We start from the raw sequence: 21243 nt of genomic DNA on the forward strand, positions 1-21243 counted from the left end.
CCGGTTGCAGGCGATGCGGATGTTATCCTTGTTCCGAATATCCAGGTTGGAAATATTCTTGGAAAATCCATCACAATCATTGCACAGGGTAACATGGCAGGCTTCGTAGTTGGTGCTCAGGTACCGATCGTATTCTGCTCCAGAGGATCTTCTGCAAAAGAAAAATTCCTTTCTCTTGCATTAGCAGCAGCAGTAAGTGCCGGCAAAAACAAATAAGGAGACTCACATGGAAAAAATCTTAGTCATGAACCCGGGTTCCACTTCCACAAAAATTGCGGTTTATCAGGATGAGACACCGTTATTTGTAGAGAGTATTGAGCATTCCCAGGATGAGTTAAAGCCTTTTGAAAATATTATTGATCAGTATGAGATGCGTAAAGATCTGATTGTTGCAACCATGGAAAAAAATGGAGTGTACAAAGAAGATCTGACCGCAATCGTATCCCGTGGTGGACTGCTTCCACCGATCAAAGCAGGTGCTTACCGTGTAAACGAAGATATGGTATGGCAGCTTACCTATGCTCCGCAGAATGAGCATGCATCCAACCTTGGTGCAGTTATCGCAAATGCGATTGCTACAGAACTTGACATTCCGGCTTATATTTATGATGCAGTAACCGTGGATGAGTTAGAGCCACTTGCAAAAGTGACCGGTTTACCGGAGATGCAGCGTAAAGGTATGGGACATAACCTGAATATGCGTGCCGCTGCTATGAAATATGCAAAAGAGAACAACAAACCATACAGTGATATTTCTGTAATTGTTGCACATCTGGGTGGTGGAATTACATTATCCCTGCACCACAAAGGTCAGATTGTTGATATGATCTCTGATGATGAAGGACCTTTCTCACCGGAGCGTGCCGGCGGACTGCCTGCATTCCAGGTGATTGATATGGCTACCCGTGAAGGCATGGGTAAAAAAGCCATGATGAAAAAAGTAAAAACACAGGGTGGCCTTATGGGGTACTTTGGTGTGAATGATACAAGAATCGTTGAAAAAATGATGATGGATGGCGATGAAAAAGCCAAACTTATCTATGATGCAATGATCTTAAATGTAGCAAGAAATGTTGCAAAACTTGCTGTTTATGTGGACGGTAAAGTTGACAATATTATTCTGACTGGTGGCATTGCATACTCTGAGTATTTTACAAAAGAAGTTGCAAAGCGTGTCGAGTTTATCGCACCGGTGATTGTATATGCCGGAGAAAATGAGATGGAGTCTCTTGCACTTGGTGCACTGCGTGTTCAGCGTGGAGAAGAGGAAGCCAAGACATTTACAAAGGTTGTACCACAGTAAAACGCAGAAAAATCTATCAGGTTTTTCTGATTCCCAAAATTATACCTATCCGAAGAAAACTCCTGAGAAATCAGGGGTTTTTTTCAATACGTAGAAATTTTTCACAAGCGAATAATCATTCATAGAAATGAAAAAGTATACGAAAGCAGAGATGTGTAGAGTGCTGTGATTCTGAGAAGAATATGTCAGCTTTGGCTGACCAGAATCACGCACGAAGTCTCATGTGCGTTCGACTTGAATATAAGGCAAAAATGTATCCTTTATATACATATCGTTTAAAAATTATCAATATTTTATACAAAAAATGCATAATTATTAGCTGGTGAGTGATGTATATGAATTAGAACAAAGATATATGCAGAAAGTAGTTGAAAAACGTCAAAAATCTGTATACAATATAAAAAGTAAGTTAATTCATTAACAATAGAGGAGGTCCTTATGTATAAGATTTTAGAACGTAAGCAGTTAGCTGATAAAATCTATTATATGGTAGTAAATGCACCGAGAGTAGCTAAATCCTGTTTGCCGGGACAGTTTGTAATAGTAAAAATGGATGAGATTGGCGAGCGTATTCCGCTGACAATTTGTGATTATGACAGAGAGGCAGGAACCGTTACCATTGTATTTCAGGTAGTGGGTGCTTCCACAGAGCGTATGACATCTCTTTATGAGGGAGATTCCTTCCAGGATTTCGTTGGACCGCTGGGATGTCCATCTGAGCTCGTTGAGGAAGATGTAGAAGAACTGAAAAAGAAAAAACTTATGTTTGTGGCAGGTGGTGTTGGAGCAGCACCGGTTTATCCACAGGTAAAATGGATGCATGAGCATGGTATTGATGTAGATGTTGTTGTCGGAGCAAAAAATCATGAGATGCTGATTCTTGAGGATGAGATGAAAGCAGTAGCAGGCAATCTGTATGTATGTACTGACGATGGAAGTTATGGTATCCCAGGTATGGTTACCACAGCAATCGAGGAACTGGCAGAGAAATCTGAACAGCCGTATGATGTATGTGTAGCAATCGGACCGATGATCATGATGAAATTTGTATGTCTGCTTACCAAAAAGCTGAACATTCCGACGATTGTTTCCATGAACCCGATCATGGTAGACGGTACAGGTATGTGTGGTGCATGCCGTTTACAGGTGGGTGATGAAATCAAATTTGCATGTGTAGACGGACCGGAGTTTGACGGACATCTGGTTGATTTTGACCAGGCAATGAAACGTCAGCAGATGTACAAGACAGAGGAGGGACGTGCGATCCTGAAACTGCGTGAAGGTGATACACATCATGGTGGATGCGGAAACTGCGGAGGTGACAACTAATGGATATGTTAAAAAAAGTTCCTGTAAGAGAGCAGGATCCAAAGGTAAGAGCAACAAATTTTGAAGAAGTTTGTTATGGATATAATAAAGAAGAAGCAATGATGGAGGCACAGAGATGTTTCGGATGTAAAAATGCGAAATGTATCGAAGGTTGTCCGGTTTCTATCGACATCCCTGCATTTATCGGAAGAGTAAAAGTTGGAGAGATTGAGGAGGCTTACAAAATTCTGTCTCAGTACACATCTCTTCCTGCTACTTGTGGACGTGTATGCCCACAGGAGAACCAGTGTGAAGGAAAATGTATCCGCGGAATCAAAGGCGAGGCCGTTTCCATCGGTAAATTAGAGCGTTTTGTAGCAGATGCAGCTGCAAAATTCCATTATCGTCAGCAGGATCCGGCTCCGGCAAACGGACACAAGATCGCAATCGTAGGTTCTGGCCCTGCAGGTCTGGCCTGTGCAGGTGAGCTGGCAAGAATGGGATGTGATGTAACTATTTTTGAAGCATTACATGAGCCGGGTGGAGTACTTCGTTACGGTATTCCGGAGTTCCGTCTTCCGAAAAAACGGATTGTTGCAAGAGAAATCGATAATGTAACAGATCTGGGTGTAAAAATTGAAACAAACGTAGTGATCGGTAAAGCAGTAACTGTTGACCAGCTGATCGATGAGGAAGGTTTTGAGGCTGTATTTATCGGCTCCGGAGCAGGTCTTCCGAAATTCATGGGTATTGAGGGTGAGAACGCAAACGGCGTATTTTCCGCAAATGAGTACCTGACAAGAAATAACCTGATGAGCGCATACAGAGAAGATTACGATACACCAATTCACGGCGGCAAGAAAGTAGCTGTTGTCGGTGGTGGTAACGTAGCAATGGATGCTGCAAGAACAGCACTCCGTCTCGGCGCAGAAGTTCATATTGTATACAGAAGAAGTGAAGCAGAGCTTCCGGCCCGTGTGGAAGAAGTTCATCACGCAAAAGAAGAAGGTATTATCTTTGATCTTCTGACAAATCCGGTTAAAATCCATGAGGATGAGAACGGATGGGTATCCGGTCTGGAATGTGTCCGCATGGAGCTTGGTGAGCCGGATGAGTCTGGCAGAAGACGTCCACAGGTAATTCCGGATTCCAACTTCGTCCTGGATGTTGATACTGTTATCATGTCTCTGGGAACATCTCCAAACCCGTTGATTTCTTCAACAACAGAGGGTCTGGAAGTAAATAAATGGAAATGTATCGTAGCTGATGAGCAGAACGGAAAGACAACAAAAGAAGGTGTCTATGCCGGTGGTGATGCAGTTACAGGTGCCGCAACTGTTATCCTTGCAATGGGTGCCGGAAAACATGCAGCACATGCAATTTATGAGTATGTGACAAACAAATAAGTCACACATTATCCAACGTAAGTTACACAGGCAGGAAAACTCCGCCTTGTTTGTAGCTATATAATATCCTATCCTAATACAAAAAAAGCTGCGAAAGCAGCTTTTTTTGTATGTATTCTTTTATTTTTCATCCTCAGCAGAAGGATGCTTTTTCATATATGTATCCATAACGTCTTGCAACTGATCACGATATTTCAGTTCTGTATGTACCTTAAAGGCATCCGGATCAATCGGGAGATTCAGATCGGTGAGTCTGCGGATACTCCAGATATAAAGGATATCCAGAGCAGGGATCAGATCTTCGCCTAATGGAGTCAAGATATATTCGACTTTCAACGGAATTGTATTGTACTGAATTCTCTGAACAAGTCCGTCATGTGTCAGTTCTTTTAACTGCTGGCTTAATACTTTTTCACTGACGCCCAGCGTTTTCTTGGTTTCGTTAAAACGTATTTTCCCATAATGATGAATGTGGTGAAGAATGGTCATTTTCCACTTACCGGATATACAATTTGTAACAAAATGATAGGGGTTGACAGTTTGCTGCATATAATGTATTTCACCTCCGAAATTTTTCTTTTTGTTAAAAAATTAATTTTATTTAGCTTAAAAAAGTAATTTAGTATCAAAAGGGTAACCATAGTGTACCAGTTTCTTATGGAAAATTCAATGGATTTCAGGCAAAAAAACATAAAAAGAGTATAAATTGTGCTATAATAAGTGTAGAAAAACCAGGAGGAGACAGATGAAAACAATTGAAGAACGTGTGGCGGAAATCAAAGAAAAGCACGGAAAAGGATATAATTGTGCACAGATCGTGCTTTGTGCATATGCGGATGAACTTGGAATGGATGAAGAAACGCTGTTTCGCATTTCCGAAGGATTCGGAGCAGGCATGGGAGGCATGATGGAGACATGCGGTGCTGTGACGGCGATGTTTATGGCACTTGGACTGGCAAACAGTTCCGGAGATCTGCAAGCCTGTGATACAAAGGCACAGACGATGGGGAAAGTAAGGGAACTGGCTGCAAAATTTAAGGAGAAAAATGGATCGATCGTATGCCGGGAACTGAAAGGTGTTGGTACTGGGAAAGTACTGCGCAGCTGTGATGGCTGTATTGAAGATGGAATTCGCATTCTGGGGGAATATCTTCTGGACAATTAAGTGTTGAGTGGTAAAACGGATGAAAAAAGAGCGGAAAAAGTATCCTGCCGGCTGAGACGCCTTGCTGGATATTTTTTTCGCTCTTTTTCCGGCATATCTTGGGAGGATATCGCATATTCATGAGTAGAAGAGGAGAGGATGACTGCTATGATGAATATGAATGTTTATGAGAATATTACAGCCAGAACAGGCGGAGATATTTACCTTGGAGTGGTTGGACCGGTGCGCACCGGAAAGTCTACGTTTATCAAGCGCTTTATGGATGTGATGGTGCTGCCACAGATGGAGGATTCCGCAGCGAAGAAGCGGACGGTGGATGAACTTCCACAGTCGGCGCAGGGAAAAACGATTATGACGACGGAACCGAAGTTTATTCCAAGAGAGGCCGTAAGCCTTCAGTTGGAGGATGATGTGACTGCAAAGGTGAAGCTGATCGATTGTGTCGGTTATCTGATCGACGGGGTAAATGGCCATATGGAAGAGGGCAGTGAGCGGATGGTGAAGACACCATGGTTTGACCATGAAATTCCTTTTTCGAAAGCGGCACAGATTGGAACGGAAAAGGTGATACGTGAGCATGCGACCATTGGAATTCTTGTGACGACAGATGGAAGTTTTACGGAAATCCCAAGAGAAAATTATGTTCCGGCGGAAGAGCGGACAGTCCAGGAACTGAAAAAAATTGGAAAACCCTTTGTGGTTTTGATGAATACCCCGCGACCACACAGCAGTGAGTCTCAGCGTCTGACAAAGGAACTGCAGGAAAAATATGGTGTTTCAGTACTCCCGGTAAATTGCGAGCAGTTGAAACAGGAAGATATCTGTAAAATTTTGCAGGAGGTATTGTATGAATTTCCGGTGACAGAGCTTAATTTTTATCTGCCAAAATGGGTGGAGATGCTGCCGATATCCCATAAGATTAAAGCAGCAGCTATTGAAGAAGCACGCAGGATTCTGGAACAGGCGGAACAGATGAAGGATATTGCAGGTGTTGTCTTTGAACCGGAAAAAGAAGAAATCTTATCGATCCGGCTGGAAGTGACGGATCTGGCGTGCGGTACGGCAAAAATCTGTTTTCAGGTGGATGACAGTTATTATTATGAAAATATCAGTGAACTGGCGGGCGTTCCGATTCATGGGGAATATGAACTGATTTCACTGATCCGGGAACTGTCAGCGAAAAAAGAAGCGTATGCGCAGGTGGCAGAGGCCATGGAAAGTGTCCAGCGTACCGGCTACGGAGTGGTTTCCCCTTCGATGAAAGAAATTTCTGTGGAAGAACCGGAGCTGATCCGGCATGGTGGACAGTATGGAGTGCGTCTGAAAGCCTCATCGCCATCGATACATATGATCCGGGCGAATATAGAGACAGAGATCGCACCGATCATTGGCAGCGAAGAACAGGCAAAGGATCTGGTTTCTTATATCAAGGAAAACGAGAATACACCAGAAGGCTTGTGGAAAACAAATATTTTCGGGAAGTCACTGGGAGAACTGGTGGAAGATGGCATCCGCAGGAAAATCACGATGATGGATGAGGAAAGTCAGCAGAAACTGCAGGATACGATGAAGAAAATCGTCAATGACAATAACGGTGGACTCGTATGTATTATATTGTAGATCCAGAAGAGATATTATGAGAAAGTTCGTCAGAAGTATCACAGAAGGCGCTTTAGCCAGTGGGATACTTCTGATGGACTTTCGTACTATATAGATTTGGGTGTCAAAACATCAAAATCGTGATTATACGGATTGTTCCATGCTTTGCACTCCCACAATTCTTCCCGCTATTCGCTATTCGCATATCGCGGGATGAAAAGCCCCATAGACTTGTTCATTTTGAGATTTTGTGGTATTATAATTTACTATCTATGTGAAAAGTATAACGATTCGACATAAACAGAGAAAAAAGGAGAAGGTTAGCATGAGTGAGGTATATGATAAATTACGGAGATGTTATCACAGCGTGAGAGAAAAGATATCCTTTGAACCGCAGGTGGCATTAATCCTCGGATCAGGACTTGGTGATTATGCCGAGCAGCAGGTTCAGGTGGAGGCGGTTCTGGATTATCATGACATCGAAGGATTTCCGGTTTCTACGGTTCTGGGACACAAAGGCCGTTTTGTGTTTGGCTATATTCAAAACATTCCGGTCGTGATCATGCAGGGGCGTGTTCACTATTATGAAGGTTATGATATGCAGGATGTAGTGCTCCCAACGCGACTGATGGGAATGCTTGGAGCCAAAGTATTGTTCCTGACTAATGCGGCCGGTGGAATGCAGGATGATATGAAGGCAGGGGATTTTATGCTGATCACCGGACATATTTCCAGTTTTGTGCCATCACCGCTGATCGGACCGAATATCGAAGAACTCGGAACCCGCTTCCCGGATATGAGCGAGGTTTATAAAAAAGATCTGCAGGAAATTATACGAAATACAGCAAAGAATTGTGGAATTCTGTTAAAAGAAGGTGTGTATGTACAGACTAGTGGACCGAATTATGAGACACCGGAGGAGATACGAATGTACAAAATCCTCGGTGCGGATGCGGTTGGCATGAGTACCGCCTGCGAGGCAATGGCAGCGAACCATATGGGAATGCGTGTCTGTGGTATTTCCTGTATTTCCAATCTGGCGGCAGGCATTTCGAAAAATCCGCTGACCCATGCCGAAATTCAGGAGACGGCAGACCGCGTAGCACCAATGTTTCAGCAACTGATCACGGAATCAGTGGTGAATATTGCAAAAACAATAGAATAATAGAAACAAAATGAGAAAGGAAAGAAGATGAACATTCGTTTTTATAATGCAAAAATCCTGACCTTAAATGAGCAGGAGCAGTTTGAGATTATTAACGGAGAACTCTGGGTAAACGGAGACTCCATTAGTTATGTGGGAGAGAGCAAAAATCCGGCGGAGATCTGTGCAGAATTGAAACTGGAGCAGCCGGTGTGGGAGCGAGAGATTGACGTAAAAGGCAATCTGCTGATGCCGGGATTCAAGAACGCCCATGCACATACCTACATGACATTTTTACGTTCCTATGCGGACGATCTTCCGCTGCAGGAGTGGTTATACCAGATGTGTTTCCCGAAGGAGGACAAGCTGGATACGGAAAATATCCGTCCGTTGGAAGTGCTTGGTATTATGGAATATCTGACCAGTGGTATTACCACAAGTTTTGATATGTGTTATTTTCCACCGGTCTATGCCCAGGTGGCAGCTCAGTGTGGATTCCGTGCCGTTCAGGTGTCCGGTGTAAACAGTTTTGGTGGAAGCGCGGCAGTTGTTGAGGAAAATTATCTGAAAGTCAATGAGACCAGTGATCTGACCTCTTTCATGATCGGCTTTCATGCAGAATACACCACAAAAATGGATCTGATGAAAGAAATCGCAGATCTGGCCCATAAATACAAATCTCCGGTATTTTTACACAATTCTGAGACACAGAATGAGGTAAAAGAGTGTCTGGAGCGTTATGGTAAGACGCCGACACAGCTGACAGAAGAACTGGGTATGTATGAATATGGCGGCGGTGGATACCACTGTGTATATTTTGATGATAAAGATTTTGAAATCTTTCAGAAACGTCAGCTTACTGCAGTTACCTGTCCGGCTTCTAATCTGAAACTGGCAAGCGGAATTGCACCGTTAAAACGGTTTGTAGAAGAAGGAATTCCGGTGGCAATCGGTACAGACGGACCGGCAAGTAATAACAGTCTGGATATGTTTAAAGAAATGTTCCTGGCAAGCGCACTTGCAAAAGTACGTGAAATGGATGCAGAGTGTATCAGTGCGGACAAGATTTTATATATGGCAACCACAGGCGGCGCCCATGCTATGGGATTAGATAACTGTGATCGTCTGGCAGCAGGTAAGAAAGCGGATCTGATTCTGATCGACTTACAGCAGCCGAACATGCAGCCAGAGAACAATCTTGTGAAAAATCTGGTATACAGCGGAAGCAAACAGAACGTGAAGCTGACTATGGTAAACGGAAAAATCCTGTATGAAGATCAGAAATTCTCCATCGGATTTGAACCGGCAGATATTTATAAGGAAGCGAACCGCATTATTCGTTCTATGGAAGGATAAGAGTTATGAAAGTAACATTATATACCGATGGTGCTGCCCGGGGAAATCCGGACGGCCCGGGTGGATACGGTGCAGTTTTACAGTTTATTGATTCCACAGGTAAACTGCATGAACGCGAATTAAGCGCCGGATATCGTAAGACGACAAACAACCGCATGGAGCTGATGGCAGCCATTGTGGGGCTGGAAGCGCTGGTAAAACCGTGTCAGGTGGAATTGTATTCCGATTCTAAATATCTGACAGATGCATTTAACCAACATTGGATCGATGGATGGCTGAAACGCGGATGGAAGAAATCGGACAAATCTCCGGTAAAAAATAAAGATTTATGGAGCAGACTGCTGGCGGCAATGGAACCGCATCAGGTGACGTTTCACTGGGTGAAAGGACATGACGGACATCCGGAGAATGAACGTTGTGACCGTCTGGCAACAACAGCAGCAGACGGTGGGAATCTGCTGGAGGATGAGATAACAGAATGAAAAAACAAATGAGTAACAGCAGCCTGTTTTTGTGCTTTACGGCACTGACAGGTGCTGTGATCGCCGGTTTGGTATGGTTGTATTTGAAAATTGCAAATGTAGGAATTACAGTCATCTGGGAAATGATTCCGGCGTACATAGATTCCCGGTATTATACGATTCTGATGTGTCTGGCAGGCGGTGTGGTGATCGGACTGTTTCACAGGGTATACGGACCGTTTCCGGAGCGGATGGCAGACTCTGTCAAACGTGTCAAGGACACTGGGTCTTATCCGTATCGAAAACTGCCGATGATCGTGGCAGCGTCGTTTCTGTCATTGTTTTTCGGTGGTGCGGTAGGACCGGAATCCGGTCTGGTCAGTCTTCTGCTGGGACTTTGCTGCTGGGCGATGGATCAGTTTGGTCTGGCGCGCTGGAAAATGGAGACGCTGAAGGCCGGAAATCCATATATTATGAAAAAAGAACTGTTCCAGGTGATGGCAGCAGGGCTCTTTTTGCCACCGGATCAGATTGTATATGATAAAGGAAAAATTGAATGGAAACGAAAGGATCAGATTGCAGCCGGTGTGACAGCCGGGCTGACAGGACTTGCAGTATATGAATTACTGAACGCTTTCTTTGGAAGATGCCTGTCAGTACCGCATTTACAGGGGGGTGTACTGCTTTTAAGAGACAAAGTGGCTGTCGTGTTGCTGATTATTGTGGGCATTGCATCAGGCTATCTGTTTTTGATTTTTCAGAAATTGAGCAACTGGTTCTTTGGAAAAATGCAGGAAAAACATCTGGCCGTTTTGAATGCGGTGCTTGGAGGCCTGATTCTTGGCCTGATCGGAACGGCACTTCCGATGACGATGTTTTCCGGTGGCAGTGACATTCAGACCATGCAGTATGAATATTTAAAATATACACCGTATCTGCTGATCTTGATCGGAGTTGTAAAATTGTTTCTGACAAATGTCTGCATCGCCTCCGGCTGGCGGGGCGGACACTTCTTCCCGATGATTTTCAGCGGACTGAGTATAGGATACGGGTTTGCTGCTATTTTACATACCAATGAAATTGTCAGCGTAGTACTGGTAACAGGTGCGTTGATGGGAACAGTATTGCAGCAGCCATTGGGGGCACTGGCACTTTCACTGGTGTTTTTCCCAATGAAAAATTTTGGCTGGATGCTGCTGGCATCTGCGGTGGGAGGATGTGTGCCGGTTCCGGTGGCACTTCGCACAAATCCGGAGAAAAAAGGTTTTGTATACAATATGATACAGATGAAAAAAAGAGGAAAATTTTTGTCTGGTAAAGAGTAAATGCATCGCTTTACAAGGAAGAAATGCTATGATATTATGATAAGAGTGTGTAATTATATAAAAAAGCGTAATTGCATAGATGAATTAGATATTCAAAATAAACACATAGATGGAGGAACACGAGAGTGAAAAAGTATGGTGTAAATGAATTACGAAGAATGTATCTTGACTTTTTCAAAAGCAAAGATCATCTTGTTATGAAGAGTTTTTCGCTGATTCCGCATAATGACAACAGTCTGCTGCTGATCAATGCAGGAATGGCACCGTTAAAACCTTATTTTACAGGAGCAGAAATTCCGCCGAAGCGCAGAGTTTCCACCTGCCAGAAATGTATCCGTACCGGTGATATTGAAAACGTAGGAAAGACAGCACGTCATCTGACCTTTTTCGAGATGCTTGGTAACTTTTCTTTTGGTGATTATTTCAAACATGAAGCAATCGCATGGTCCTGGGAATTTTTAACAAAAGTTCTGGAGTTAGATCCGGAGCGCCTGTATCCGTCTATTTACGGAGAGGATGAGGAAGCATTTGAAATCTGGACAAAAGAGGTCGGTGTACCGGCAGAGAAGATCACACGCTTTTACCGTGATGAAAACGGGGAGTGCGATAACTTCTGGGAGCATGGCGCAGGTCCTTGCGGTCCATGTTCTGAGATTTACTATGACCGTGGAGAGAAATATGGCTGTGGCAGCCCGGACTGTAAAGTAGGCTGTGACTGTGATCGTTTTATGGAAGTATGGAACAACGTATTTACACAGTTCAACGGTGATGGAAAAGGAAATTACGAAGAATTAGAAAATAAAAATATCGATACCGGTATGGGACTTGAACGTCTGGCCGTTGTTATGCAGGATGTAGATTCCGTATTTGATATTGATACAATGAAAGCAATCCGTGACAAAGTATGTGAAATGTCTCACAAAACTTACCAGACAGATGCACTGGATGACGTATCTATCCGTCTGATCACAGATCATATCCGTTCTGCTACATTCATGGTATCTGATGGTATCATGCCGACCAACGAGGGCAGAGGCTATGTGCTTCGTCGTCTGATCCGTCGTGCGGCAAGACATGGAAAAATGCTTGGTATCGATGGACTGTTCCTGGCAGAACTGAGCAAAACTGTTATCAACGAGAGCAAAGACGGTTATCCGGAACTGGAAGAGAAAAAAGAATTCATTTTCCGTGTACTGACACAGGAAGAGGAAAAATTTAATAAAACTATCGATCAGGGACTTGCAATCCTGGCTGACATGCAGGCAGAGATGGAAAAAGAAGGGAAGAAAGTTCTTTCCGGAGAAGATGCATTCCGTCTGTATGACACTTACGGATTCCCGGTAGATCTGACCGAAGAAATCCTGGAAGAAAAAGGCTTTACCATTGATCAGGAAGGCTTTGAGGCGGCCATGGAAGAACAGCGTACCAAAGCACGTAACGCACGAAAAGTAACAAACTATATGGGTGCAGATGCAACTGTGTATGATGCGATCGATCCGTCTGTTACAACAACATTTATCGGATATGACCGTTTCCGCCATGATTCAGAGGTAACCGTTCTGACCAGTGAGACAGAGATCGTAGAAGCACTGACTGATGGTGAAGCAGGTACCATTTTTGTAAAGGAGACTCCATTTTATGCAACTATGGGTGGACAGACCGCTGATACCGGTTATATCCGTACTGCAGAGGGTGAGTTCCGTGTAGAAGATACTGTAAAAATGCTTGGCGGTAAAGTCGGACACATTGGCCGTGTGACAAAAGGTATGATCAAAGTCGGTGATACAGTTACTCTGGAAGTAGATGCAAAAAGACGTTCTCTGATCGCAAAGAACCACAGTGCGACACACTTACTGCAGAAAGCACTGCGTAACGTACTTGGTTCTCATGTAGAGCAGAAAGGTTCTGATGTAAATCCGGATCGTCTGCGTTTTGACTTCTCTCATTTTTCTGCTATGACAGAAGAAGAGTTAAAACAGGTTGAGACGATCGTAAATGAAAAGATCGCAGAGGCACTTCCGGTAGAGACAAGTATCATGAGTCTGGAAGAGGCAAAGAAAACAGGTGCGATGGCACTGTTTGGTGAGAAATACGGTGATTCCGTCCGCGTGGTAAAAATGGGTGATTTCTCCACAGAGCTCTGTGGCGGTACTCATGTTGCAAATACCAGCGAGATTTCCGCATTTAAGATCGTATCTGAGTCCGGTATCGCAGCAGGTGTAAGACGTATTGAAGCTCTGACTTCCGATGCATTATATGCTTACTATGATAAATTAGAGGAGATCATCAACGAGGCAGCGGCATTATTGAAAACAAATGCAGCAGGTCTGACAGAAAAAATCACACATCTGCAGGCAGAAGTGAAAGAACTCCACAGCGAGAACGAATCCTTGAAGAGCAAAGCTGCACAGGATGCACTTGGCGATGTCATGGATCGTGTAGAAGAAGTCAACGGAGTAAAACTTCTGGCAACCGCTCTGGAAGATGTAGATATGAACGGACTGCGTGACCTGGGTGATCAGCTGAAAGAGAAACTCGGTGAGGGTGTTGTTGTACTGGCATCTGCAAACGAAGGCAAAGTAAGCCTGATCGCTATGGCAACAGAAGGAGCTATGAAGCAGGGTGCACATGCAGGTAACCTGATCAAAGCGATCGCTGCAAAAGTTGGCGGTGGCGGCGGCGGACGTCCGAATATGGCTCAGGCGGGTGGAAAGAACCCGGCAGGCATTCCGGATGCGATCGCAGCAGCAAAAGAAGCACTGGCAGATCAGATTAAATAATAAGATAAGTGATCCTCTGTATTTAGCGAATAATCATGTGTGAAAAATGGGCTGAATACAGGGGAAAATATCATAATTATGCAAAAAAACGCAAAAGTATGAAAAAAGTTTGGAAAAACTATTGACATATTTGCGAAAAATGATTATAATTGTCAAGCAGTGCAGTAAAATATTACCCAATCAGTTGAATATGCACAATACGCAACTGGAGGGAGGTTAGGTGTGAGACTATGTCAAATGTAATCGTAAAAGAGAACGAGACTTTAGATAGCGCTTTACGCAGATTTAAGAGAAACTGTGCGAAAGCTGGTATCCAGCAGGAGATTCGTAAAAGAGAGCATTACGAGAAACCAAGCGTAAAACGTAAAAAGAAATCTGAAGCAGCTAGAAAACGTAAATACAACTAGTTCAAAGTTATTGAAAGGACACTTCTGTGGAAGTGTCCTTTTATCGTGCTTTTGTAAGCTTTTTTTTGTGGCTGAGATCCAGGTAGTAAAGAAAAAATCCTGAAAAAGTATCCCTGCAGGCAATGACGCCTTGCAGGGATATTTTTTCATTTGATAGGAAATTACGATGAATTTCCCATCAAACAAAAGCACTTCGTGCAAACGATGCGCACTCGCACGAGAAGAGATTCTTGTTTTTTGTTCTAAGATGAGCAGGAATACATATATTAGACTATGGCAATGCAGCAAATTGCCGGATGGAGTGATGTGATGGAGCAGATTTTAAGGTTATTTCCCGTACGGATCAGGAAGTGTTTTTTGCGGGCGAATATTTTTGAAATGTTTTCTGGAGAACTGGAGGAGGTTCGGGTGCGGGTGAATCAGCCGATAGAATTGGCCACTGCAAGAGGAGCATATTTTTTAAAGAATGATGCGTTGGTAAGCGTTCCGGACAGGCAGTGTCTATCGGCAACTGTAGAAGATCTGCGTCAAATGAGTACGCTGATGTCACAATATTCCCTTTATGCATACGAGGAGGAAGTTCGGCAGGGATTTTTGACAGTGGAGGGAGGACATAGAATTGGTGTGTGCGGTCAGGTGTTACAAAAAGCAGGGACAATCGGCAGGATTTATCCAATTTTGTATCTGAATATTCGCATTGCCCGAGAACGAAAAGGATGCGGGAAAGTAGTGTACGAGCAGTTATGGAAGCATGGAGAGCCGGAAAATACGCTGGTGTTATCTGCACCGGGAACCGGAAAAACAACGCTTTTACGGGATCTGATTCGACTGTTTTCGAATGGAGATGAAATGCATCCCGGGAAACGGATCGGACTGGTGGATGAACGATCCGAGCTTGCCGGATGTTTACACGGGATTCCACAAAATGATGTTGGGATAAGGACGGATGTATTGGATGGATGTCCGAAGGTGGACGGGATGATGCTTTTGGTGCGCAGCATGGCACCGGAAATTTTGGCTGTGGATGAGATTGGTGGAGTGGATGATTTTTTTGCCATGCAACACGCTGTACGGTGTGGCTGTCATTTGCTGGCAACGGTGCATGCAGGAAGTCTGGAGGAATTGTTTCAAAAGCCGGGGTGGGACAAGTGCAGGGATGAACGGATGTTTGAAAAATATGTGGTTATTTCAAAGAAAGATGGAAAGAGAAGGTATCAGGTGAAAACAGCGGGAGAAGAGGATGTATGTTTTTAAAATTGGTGGGAAGTGTCTGCGTATTGGCGTCTTGCATAGGATTTGTCAGGGAGATACTCCGTACAGGAAATTTACATAGAAAAATACTGGAATCATTAATTGAAATGACGGAATTACTGGCAGCGGAGATTCGATATGAGCGGCTTCCGATTCAGGACGCACTATTGCAGGTGCAAAAGAAAATGAGACCTGAGATTTCGACTGTGCTGTTACATATTGTGGAGCAGATGAAAAGGGGAAGTGGAACAGAATTTGTGACAATCTGGGAGCAGGCATTTTGTGAAGCGCAGAAAGATTTGCTTTTGAAATCAGAGGAGTTGGACGAGGTCTGCCGGATTGGAAAACATCTGGGATTTTTGGATCAGACACAGCAGGAACAACATTTGAAGGGATGTGCAAAGCGGTTACAGTGGATGCAGGAACAGGTGCAGAAGGAGTTGGAGGAGAAAAATCGTATTTACCGATACCTTGGGATGGCGGCAGGAATTTTTGTGATATTGGTTCTGGTTTAACAAGGAAAAATCAAGTTATATGCGGAGAAAAGGAATTTTTTCAACAGATGAGGTTACAGGAGGACATGTATGGATGTCAATTTGTTGTTTAAAATAGCGGCGGTGGGGATTCTGGTTACAGTGATCGGACAGGTTTTAAAGCACAGCGGCAGAGAGGAGCATGCATTTCTGGTCAGTTTGACAGGATTGGTGATTGTATTGTTTTGGATCGTGCCATATATTTATGACCTGTTTGATAAGATTAAAAATTTGTTTTCACTTTAAGAAAGAAGGGAGCATGCAGTGGGAATCATTCAGATTTCGATGCTTGGTATCGGAGCGGTGGTGCTTGCGTTGCTGTTGAAGCAGCAGAAAAGTGAATATGCGCTGTATCTGAGTCTGGTCGCTGTTATTTTGATCCTGATTTTCAGTATGAACCGATTGCAGGTGGTGATGGATACAATCCAGAAGATGGAACAGTATACCGGGATTGATGCAGCGATGTTGAAAATTCTGATAAAGCTGATGGGGATTACTTATGTAGCAGAGTTTGCTTCTGGAATTTGTAAAGATGCTGGTTTTTCTGCCATTGGAAGTCAGATTGAAATGTTTGCGAAGTTCTCAATCATGGCAGTAAGTGTGCCTGTGTTGCTGACACTACTGGAAACAATAGAGGGTTTATTGGGGGCATGAGATCAGAAAGAAAAGTAGTAATGTTGATATGTCAAAGAGAAAGGCGGATAGAAAAACTGCGATTGCTTCTGATGCGTTTTGCATTGTTAAGTGTTTTGATTGTTGGTATAAATATTGGAACAAAATCAGTGCAGGCAAATGAGGTTTCTTATACAACAGGAACAGATCATGCAGGAACATCGGACTGCGATAATATACAGCAGGATTTATTGTCAGATCTGCCATTATCGGATATTCAGGATGTGCTGCAACAAAATACTGACACGGAAAATATATCTTTTCGGGAATTGGTGAAAAGCCTGATGCAGGCAGATGTAAATACTGACAAGCAGGAGCTGTTTCGGCAGATTTTAAAAAGTACATTTGGCGATGTGGAAGAAGGCAGACAGGTGTTTGTTCAGATACTGCTTCTGATGGCAGCTTGCGCGTTTTTGCAAAACTTTATCAATGTATTTGAGAACAGTCAGATTTCAAAAACGGGGTTTTATTTGTATTTTTTGTTACTGATGGGATTGTTGCTGCGGTCGTATTTGCTGATCCGTGGTATTTTGGAAGGCGTACTGGATCAGGTGATCAGCTTTATGGAGGCATTGCTTCCGGCATTTTGTATGACGATGGTGTTTTGCAGCCAGAAAGTGGCCGCGGTAGGATTTTATCAGTTGTCCCTGATCGTGATTTATCTGATCGAGCGTGTGCTGTTGTATGTGGTGATTCCGGCGATTCATGTGTATGTGGTATTACAGATGCTAAACTGCATGACGGCGGGAAAATTGATTTCCCGGATGACGGTGTTATTGAAGCGGGGATTGATCTGGGTGATGCGCCTGCTGTTGGCGGGAGTGACCGGTATGAATGTGATCGAGCGGATGATTGCCCCGTCGGTGGACAATCTGAAAAAAATGTCTGTGACACAGACCATCAGTATGATACCGGGGCTGGGAAATACGGCGCAGGCAGTTGGAAATATTTTTTTCGGCTCCGCGGCAGTGATCCGAAACGGAATGGGAACAGCGGCGATGATTGTATTGCTTTGTCTGGCCATTGGTCCTTTATTAAAAATGCTGATATTTTCTGTGTTTTACAAGATGGCGGGAGCACTTGCGGAGCCTTTTTCGGATAAACGGATCTGCGGATGTATCGACTGTGTGGGAGATGGCGCATTATTGCTGTTTCGTGCATTGGGGACAGGAATTTTATTGTGCATGATTACAATTGCGGTGGTGGTGACGGCGACGGTATGACAGAATTACTGGAATGGGTAAAACGGATGATTTTTCTGGGGATTTTCCTGACGATTTTGCTGCAGGTGCTTCCTTCCGGAACCTATCGGAAATATGTGCGTTTTTTTGTGGGAATGGTGTTTGTACTTACCATTGTGAGCCCGCTTTTTTCAATTCTGGGGGAGAAAAACTGGGAGCAGACGCTGGAGCGGGAACTTTTTCAGGAGGATGTGTTACAGAGTGGTCAGCTTGATTTTTCTTATATGGAACAGCAGCAACAGGCTTATTATGAGAAACAGACGAAGGATGCAGTGGCGCAGATGATAGAAAAACTGGGGGAGACAAATGGCTGTCCGGTGCAGCGGGTGGAGGTGAATTTGTCGAGGAATGACGGTTCCATTCTTTGGGTGAAAGTGTGGACGATAGTTAGCGGTGAACAGAGCAGACAGCGCATGCAGGAGGAGACCGCACAGGCCTGCGGTATTTCTGCGGATCAGGTGGAGGTGTATGAAACGTAATGGCTCTGAAAGAGTTTCTGCGGGAGAAAAAGTGGAAAAAGATGAAAAAGGATCAGTGGCTGATCTTGTTTCTGGCAGGAGTGTTACTTCTGATTGTTGCCATGCCTGCCGGAAAGAGCAGTTCCAAAACTGCAAAACAGAAAAATGCACAAGAGGAAATTGCGCAGGCAAATGGAACCGAATCGGGAGAAGCCGATTATGAAAAAACACTGGAAATACGTCTGGCGCAGATTTTAGAGGGAATGGATGGCGTCGGTAATGTGCAGGTGATGCTCACGTTTCAGGATCAGGGAGAGTCTGTGGTGGAGAAGGATGTGACGATGCGGCAAAACGCGGGCACAGGAAGTTCCGGACAGGATTCTGGTGGTGGAACAACAGGAAGTTTCGGAATGGGAAACTCTGGCAGCCGGGAAAGCAGTGAATCGACTGTTTTTTTACAATCAGATGGGGATGAAACACCGTTTGTAAATAAAGAAATACTGCCGAAGATCGATGGAGTTTTGATCGTGGCGGAAGGAGGGGCAGATGCAAGCGTGAGAAAAAATGTTTCTGAAGCAGTGGAGGCATTATTTGGGCTGGATGCACATAAAATAAAGATAGTTAAAATGAAAACGAAGGGAGATTCCAATTGAAAAAGATATTTCGGAAAAATCAGATCATTATAACCGCACTGGCTCTGATGATCGCTGTGGCAGGCTACATCAGCTATACGAAAACGAATGTGGCAGAAAATGAGGCAATTCAGACTGCAGGTGACAATGCGGACAATACATATGATATTTCTGAGGGTGATCAGATTGGAGAGATTTTTACAGATACGGAGGATAACACCCAGACTGCAAATGCAGCGGATGCGCAGACGGAAGATGGAACAGATCAGGCGGATCAGAGTACGCAAAATGATGCGGAACAGGAAAGCAGCGAAGACGTGCAGAACCCAGGGGAGACGGTACAGACTTCTGCAAACGCACAGGGACTGGCGTTTGCAGCAGATGTAAAACTGAACCGGGAGCAGGTGCGTTCCAAAAATAAAGAAACACTACTGGAGATTATCAATAATACTTCCATTGCAGAAGCGCAGAAGCAGGATGCCATTGATTCTATGATTCAGATGACGGACGTGGCAGAGCGGGAAAATGCGGCAGAGATTTTATTGGAAGCAAAGGGATTTTCAGACGTGGTAGTCAGCATTACGGATAATGAAGCGGACGTGGTGTTAAACATGGGCGATGTCACGGATGCGAAACGGGCGCAGGTGGAAGATATTGTAAAAAGAAAAACCGGAATTTCAGCGGAAAATATCGTGATTACGCCACTGAACCAGTAACCAAGAAATTAAGTTATATAGAAAAGGATCCTGTAATTATAAAAAGTAATATAAGTAAATTGTGAATGTAGAAACAGAGCAGAAGTAATAAAAAATATAAGAAAAAATTGCTTTAATGAGAGTGATTGATGAACAGAAAATAGGAGAATGTGCTATACTGTAGACAAATAGATATCCGAAGAAAAAACAGATTTTTTCAGGTAACAGGATAAAAAACGCAGACAAGGAGGAACGACAGATGAAACGTGTATTTTTAATTGTTCTGGACAGTTTTGGTATTGGTGAGATGCCGGATGCGGCAAAGTATGGCGATGAAGGCAGCAACACGCTTGGGACCGTGGCAAAGAGCCTGGAATTTTCCATGCCGAATATGGAAAAACTGGGATTATTCAATATTGATGGTGTGACAGTGAAAGCACCGTATGCAGCTCCAGAAGGTGTGTTTGCAAGGATGACGGAGCAGTCAGCAGGCAAGGACACAACTACCGGTCACTGGGAGATTGCCGGATTGATTTCCAAAAAACCGATGCCGACCTTCCCGAATGGATTCCCGCAGGAACTGCTGGATGAATTTTCGAAGGCTGTGGGACGCAAGGTATTGTGCAACAAGCCGTATTCCGGTACGCAGGTCATTCAGGATTATGGCGATGAGCATGTGAAGACCGGTGCGCTGATCGTTTATACATCTGCTGATTCCGTATTCCAAATTGCGGCGCATGAGGATGTAGTTCCAGTGGAAGAATTGTATCGTGACTGCGAGATCGCGCGGCAGATGCTGCAGGGAGATCTTGGGGTCGGCAGAGTTATTGCAAGACCATTTGTGGGTACTTCTTCCGGAAACTATACCAGAACGTCCAGACGACATGATTTTTCCCTGGAGCCGCCGCAGGATACGATGCTGGATGTTTTAAAAGAAGCAGAATATGATGTGATCGGCATTGGTAAGATCAATGATATTTTTGCAGGAAAAGGAATTACGGAGTTTGTGCGGACGCAGGATAATGCAGACGGCATTGAAAAGACATTAGAATATATGGAGCGCGATTTTAATGGCCTGTGCTTTATCAATCTGGTGGATTTTGATATGCTCTATGGTCATCGAAACGATGTGCCGGGTTATGCAAAGGCACTGACTTATTTTGATCAGCAGCTTCCAAAAATTTTGTCAGCTATGGAGCCGGAGGATGTACTGATGATCACGGCAGATCACGGCTGTGATCCGGGAACACCGTCCACAGACCATTCCAGAGAGTATACACCGTTTGTAATGTATGGAAAGAATTTGCCACACGGTAAAAATATGGGAACACGAGGCAGTTTTTCCGATATCGGAGCAACCGTATTGGATTATTTTGGACTGTCAGGGGAGATTGCAGGCGAGAGTATGTTATAAAAAGCCATTCGGTTGGCTCTTGACAGATGTTTTTCCCTTTATTACAATAGATAAGATTGAGTATCAATTAGAAATAATGCATTTAAAAATCTT

Annotated in this window: 22 protein-coding genes; 21 read left to right on the forward strand and 1 reads right to left on the reverse strand. The window is 44.0% G+C overall.

The genetic code is table 11. The annotated features are described in order from the left end of the window. The 4 genes from Q0I54_RS00005 to gltA all read left to right on the forward strand — a co-directional run. A partial coding sequence (locus tag Q0I54_RS00005) for a phosphate acyltransferase (protein ID WP_296115420.1) occupies positions 1-216 on the forward strand: 216 nt, incomplete at its 5' end. Between the two features lie 10 nt (positions 217-226). Continuing rightward, entirely contained in the window at positions 227-1303 is a 1077-nt protein-coding gene (buk, locus tag Q0I54_RS00010; protein WP_296115422.1) for a butyrate kinase, read from the forward strand. A gap of 438 nt (positions 1304-1741) precedes the next feature. Then, positions 1742-2632 (forward strand): sulfide/dihydroorotate dehydrogenase-like FAD/NAD-binding protein, encoded by an 891-nt coding sequence (locus Q0I54_RS00015; protein ID WP_294782824.1) that lies wholly within the window; start codon positions 1742-1744, stop codon positions 2630-2632. Next, positions 2632-4017, forward strand: a complete 1386-nt coding sequence (gltA, locus tag Q0I54_RS00020; protein ID WP_288616694.1) for an NADPH-dependent glutamate synthase — start codon at positions 2632-2634, stop codon at positions 4015-4017. Before Q0I54_RS00015 ends, gltA begins: the two co-directional genes overlap by 1 nt. Before the next feature lie 120 nt (positions 4018-4137). Here gltA and Q0I54_RS00025 read toward each other — a convergent pair whose 3' ends face one another. Further along, complete coding sequence (locus Q0I54_RS00025) at positions 4138-4566, reverse strand: helix-turn-helix domain-containing protein (protein WP_296115426.1); 429 nt, start codon at positions 4564-4566, stop codon at positions 4138-4140. Positions 4567-4762: 196 nt separating this feature from the next. On the opposite strand from Q0I54_RS00025, the gene Q0I54_RS00030 reads away from it, so the two are divergent. The 17 genes from Q0I54_RS00030 to Q0I54_RS00110 all read left to right on the forward strand — a co-directional run bounded on the left by Q0I54_RS00030 (position 4763) and on the right by Q0I54_RS00110 (position 21150). Continuing rightward, positions 4763-5182 (forward strand): C-GCAxxG-C-C family protein, encoded by a 420-nt coding sequence (locus Q0I54_RS00030; protein ID WP_296115428.1) that lies wholly within the window; start codon positions 4763-4765, stop codon positions 5180-5182. Between the two features lie 147 nt (positions 5183-5329). Continuing rightward, positions 5330-6802 (forward strand): stage IV sporulation protein A, encoded by a 1473-nt coding sequence (gene spoIVA, locus Q0I54_RS00035; RefSeq protein WP_296115430.1) that lies wholly within the window; start codon positions 5330-5332, stop codon positions 6800-6802. Between the two features lie 304 nt (positions 6803-7106). Then, positions 7107-7946, forward strand: coding sequence for a purine-nucleoside phosphorylase (locus tag Q0I54_RS00040; RefSeq protein WP_296115433.1), 840 nt, complete (start codon positions 7107-7109; stop codon positions 7944-7946). 27 nt (positions 7947-7973) lie between these two features. After that, positions 7974-9281 (forward strand): amidohydrolase, encoded by a 1308-nt coding sequence (locus Q0I54_RS00045; protein WP_296115435.1) that lies wholly within the window; start codon positions 7974-7976, stop codon positions 9279-9281. Positions 9282-9286: 5 nt separating this feature from the next. Continuing rightward, positions 9287-9763 carry a ribonuclease HI gene (gene rnhA / locus Q0I54_RS00050; protein WP_296115437.1) on the forward strand — a complete coding sequence of 159 codons (477 nt, stop codon included), beginning with the start codon at positions 9287-9289 and terminating at the stop codon, positions 9761-9763. Further along, positions 9760-11067: a chloride channel protein gene (locus Q0I54_RS00055; protein ID WP_296115439.1), complete on the forward strand. Its 1308-nt coding sequence runs from the start codon at positions 9760-9762 to the stop codon at positions 11065-11067. The genes rnhA and Q0I54_RS00055 overlap by 4 nt, the downstream gene beginning before the upstream one ends. Before the next feature lie 158 nt (positions 11068-11225). Next, complete coding sequence (gene alaS / locus Q0I54_RS00060; RefSeq protein ID WP_367270758.1) at positions 11226-13847, forward strand: alanine--tRNA ligase; 2622 nt, start codon at positions 11226-11228, stop codon at positions 13845-13847. 230 nt (positions 13848-14077) lie between these two features. Further along, the gene (rpsU, locus tag Q0I54_RS00065; RefSeq protein WP_021737899.1) at positions 14078-14254 is read left to right on the forward strand and encodes a 30S ribosomal protein S21; all 177 of its coding nucleotides are present in this window, start codon (positions 14078-14080) and stop codon (positions 14252-14254) included. A gap of 273 nt (positions 14255-14527) precedes the next feature. Then, a complete protein-coding gene (gene spoIIIAA, locus Q0I54_RS00070; protein ID WP_296115443.1) occupies positions 14528-15508 on the forward strand; it encodes a stage III sporulation protein AA in 981 nt (326 codons plus the stop codon). Then, complete coding sequence (locus Q0I54_RS00075) at positions 15499-16020, forward strand: stage III sporulation protein AB (RefSeq protein WP_296115444.1); 522 nt, start codon at positions 15499-15501, stop codon at positions 16018-16020. Before spoIIIAA ends, Q0I54_RS00075 begins: the two co-directional genes overlap by 10 nt. A 69-nt stretch (positions 16021-16089) precedes the next feature. After that, a complete protein-coding gene (spoIIIAC, locus tag Q0I54_RS00080) occupies positions 16090-16284 on the forward strand; it encodes a stage III sporulation protein AC (RefSeq protein WP_109215554.1) in 195 nt (64 codons plus the stop codon). An 18-nt stretch (positions 16285-16302) separates the two neighbouring features. Next, complete coding sequence (locus Q0I54_RS00085; RefSeq protein WP_296115446.1) at positions 16303-16692, forward strand: SpoIIIAC/SpoIIIAD family protein; 390 nt, start codon at positions 16303-16305, stop codon at positions 16690-16692. Then, positions 16689-17933, forward strand: coding sequence for a stage III sporulation protein AE (locus tag Q0I54_RS00090; protein WP_296115447.1), 1245 nt, complete (start codon positions 16689-16691; stop codon positions 17931-17933). The genes Q0I54_RS00085 and Q0I54_RS00090 overlap by 4 nt, the downstream gene beginning before the upstream one ends. Further along, complete coding sequence (locus Q0I54_RS00095; RefSeq protein WP_296115448.1) at positions 17891-18430, forward strand: stage III sporulation protein AF; 540 nt, start codon at positions 17891-17893, stop codon at positions 18428-18430. Before Q0I54_RS00090 ends, Q0I54_RS00095 begins: the two co-directional genes overlap by 43 nt. Next, a complete protein-coding gene (locus tag Q0I54_RS00100) occupies positions 18430-19062 on the forward strand; it encodes a stage III sporulation protein AG (RefSeq protein ID WP_296115450.1) in 633 nt (210 codons plus the stop codon). Before Q0I54_RS00095 ends, Q0I54_RS00100 begins: the two co-directional genes overlap by 1 nt. Further along, a complete protein-coding gene (locus Q0I54_RS00105; protein ID WP_296115452.1) occupies positions 19059-19757 on the forward strand; it encodes a SpoIIIAH-like family protein in 699 nt (232 codons plus the stop codon). Before Q0I54_RS00100 ends, Q0I54_RS00105 begins: the two co-directional genes overlap by 4 nt. Before the next feature lie 238 nt (positions 19758-19995). Then, the gene (locus tag Q0I54_RS00110; protein WP_296115453.1) at positions 19996-21150 is read left to right on the forward strand and encodes a phosphopentomutase; all 1155 of its coding nucleotides are present in this window, start codon (positions 19996-19998) and stop codon (positions 21148-21150) included. Positions 21151-21243: the final 93 nt, after the last annotated feature.

Source organism: uncultured Eubacterium sp. (assembly GCF_934295145.1).
GTDB lineage: Bacteria > Bacillota > Clostridia > Lachnospirales > Lachnospiraceae > Eubacterium_I.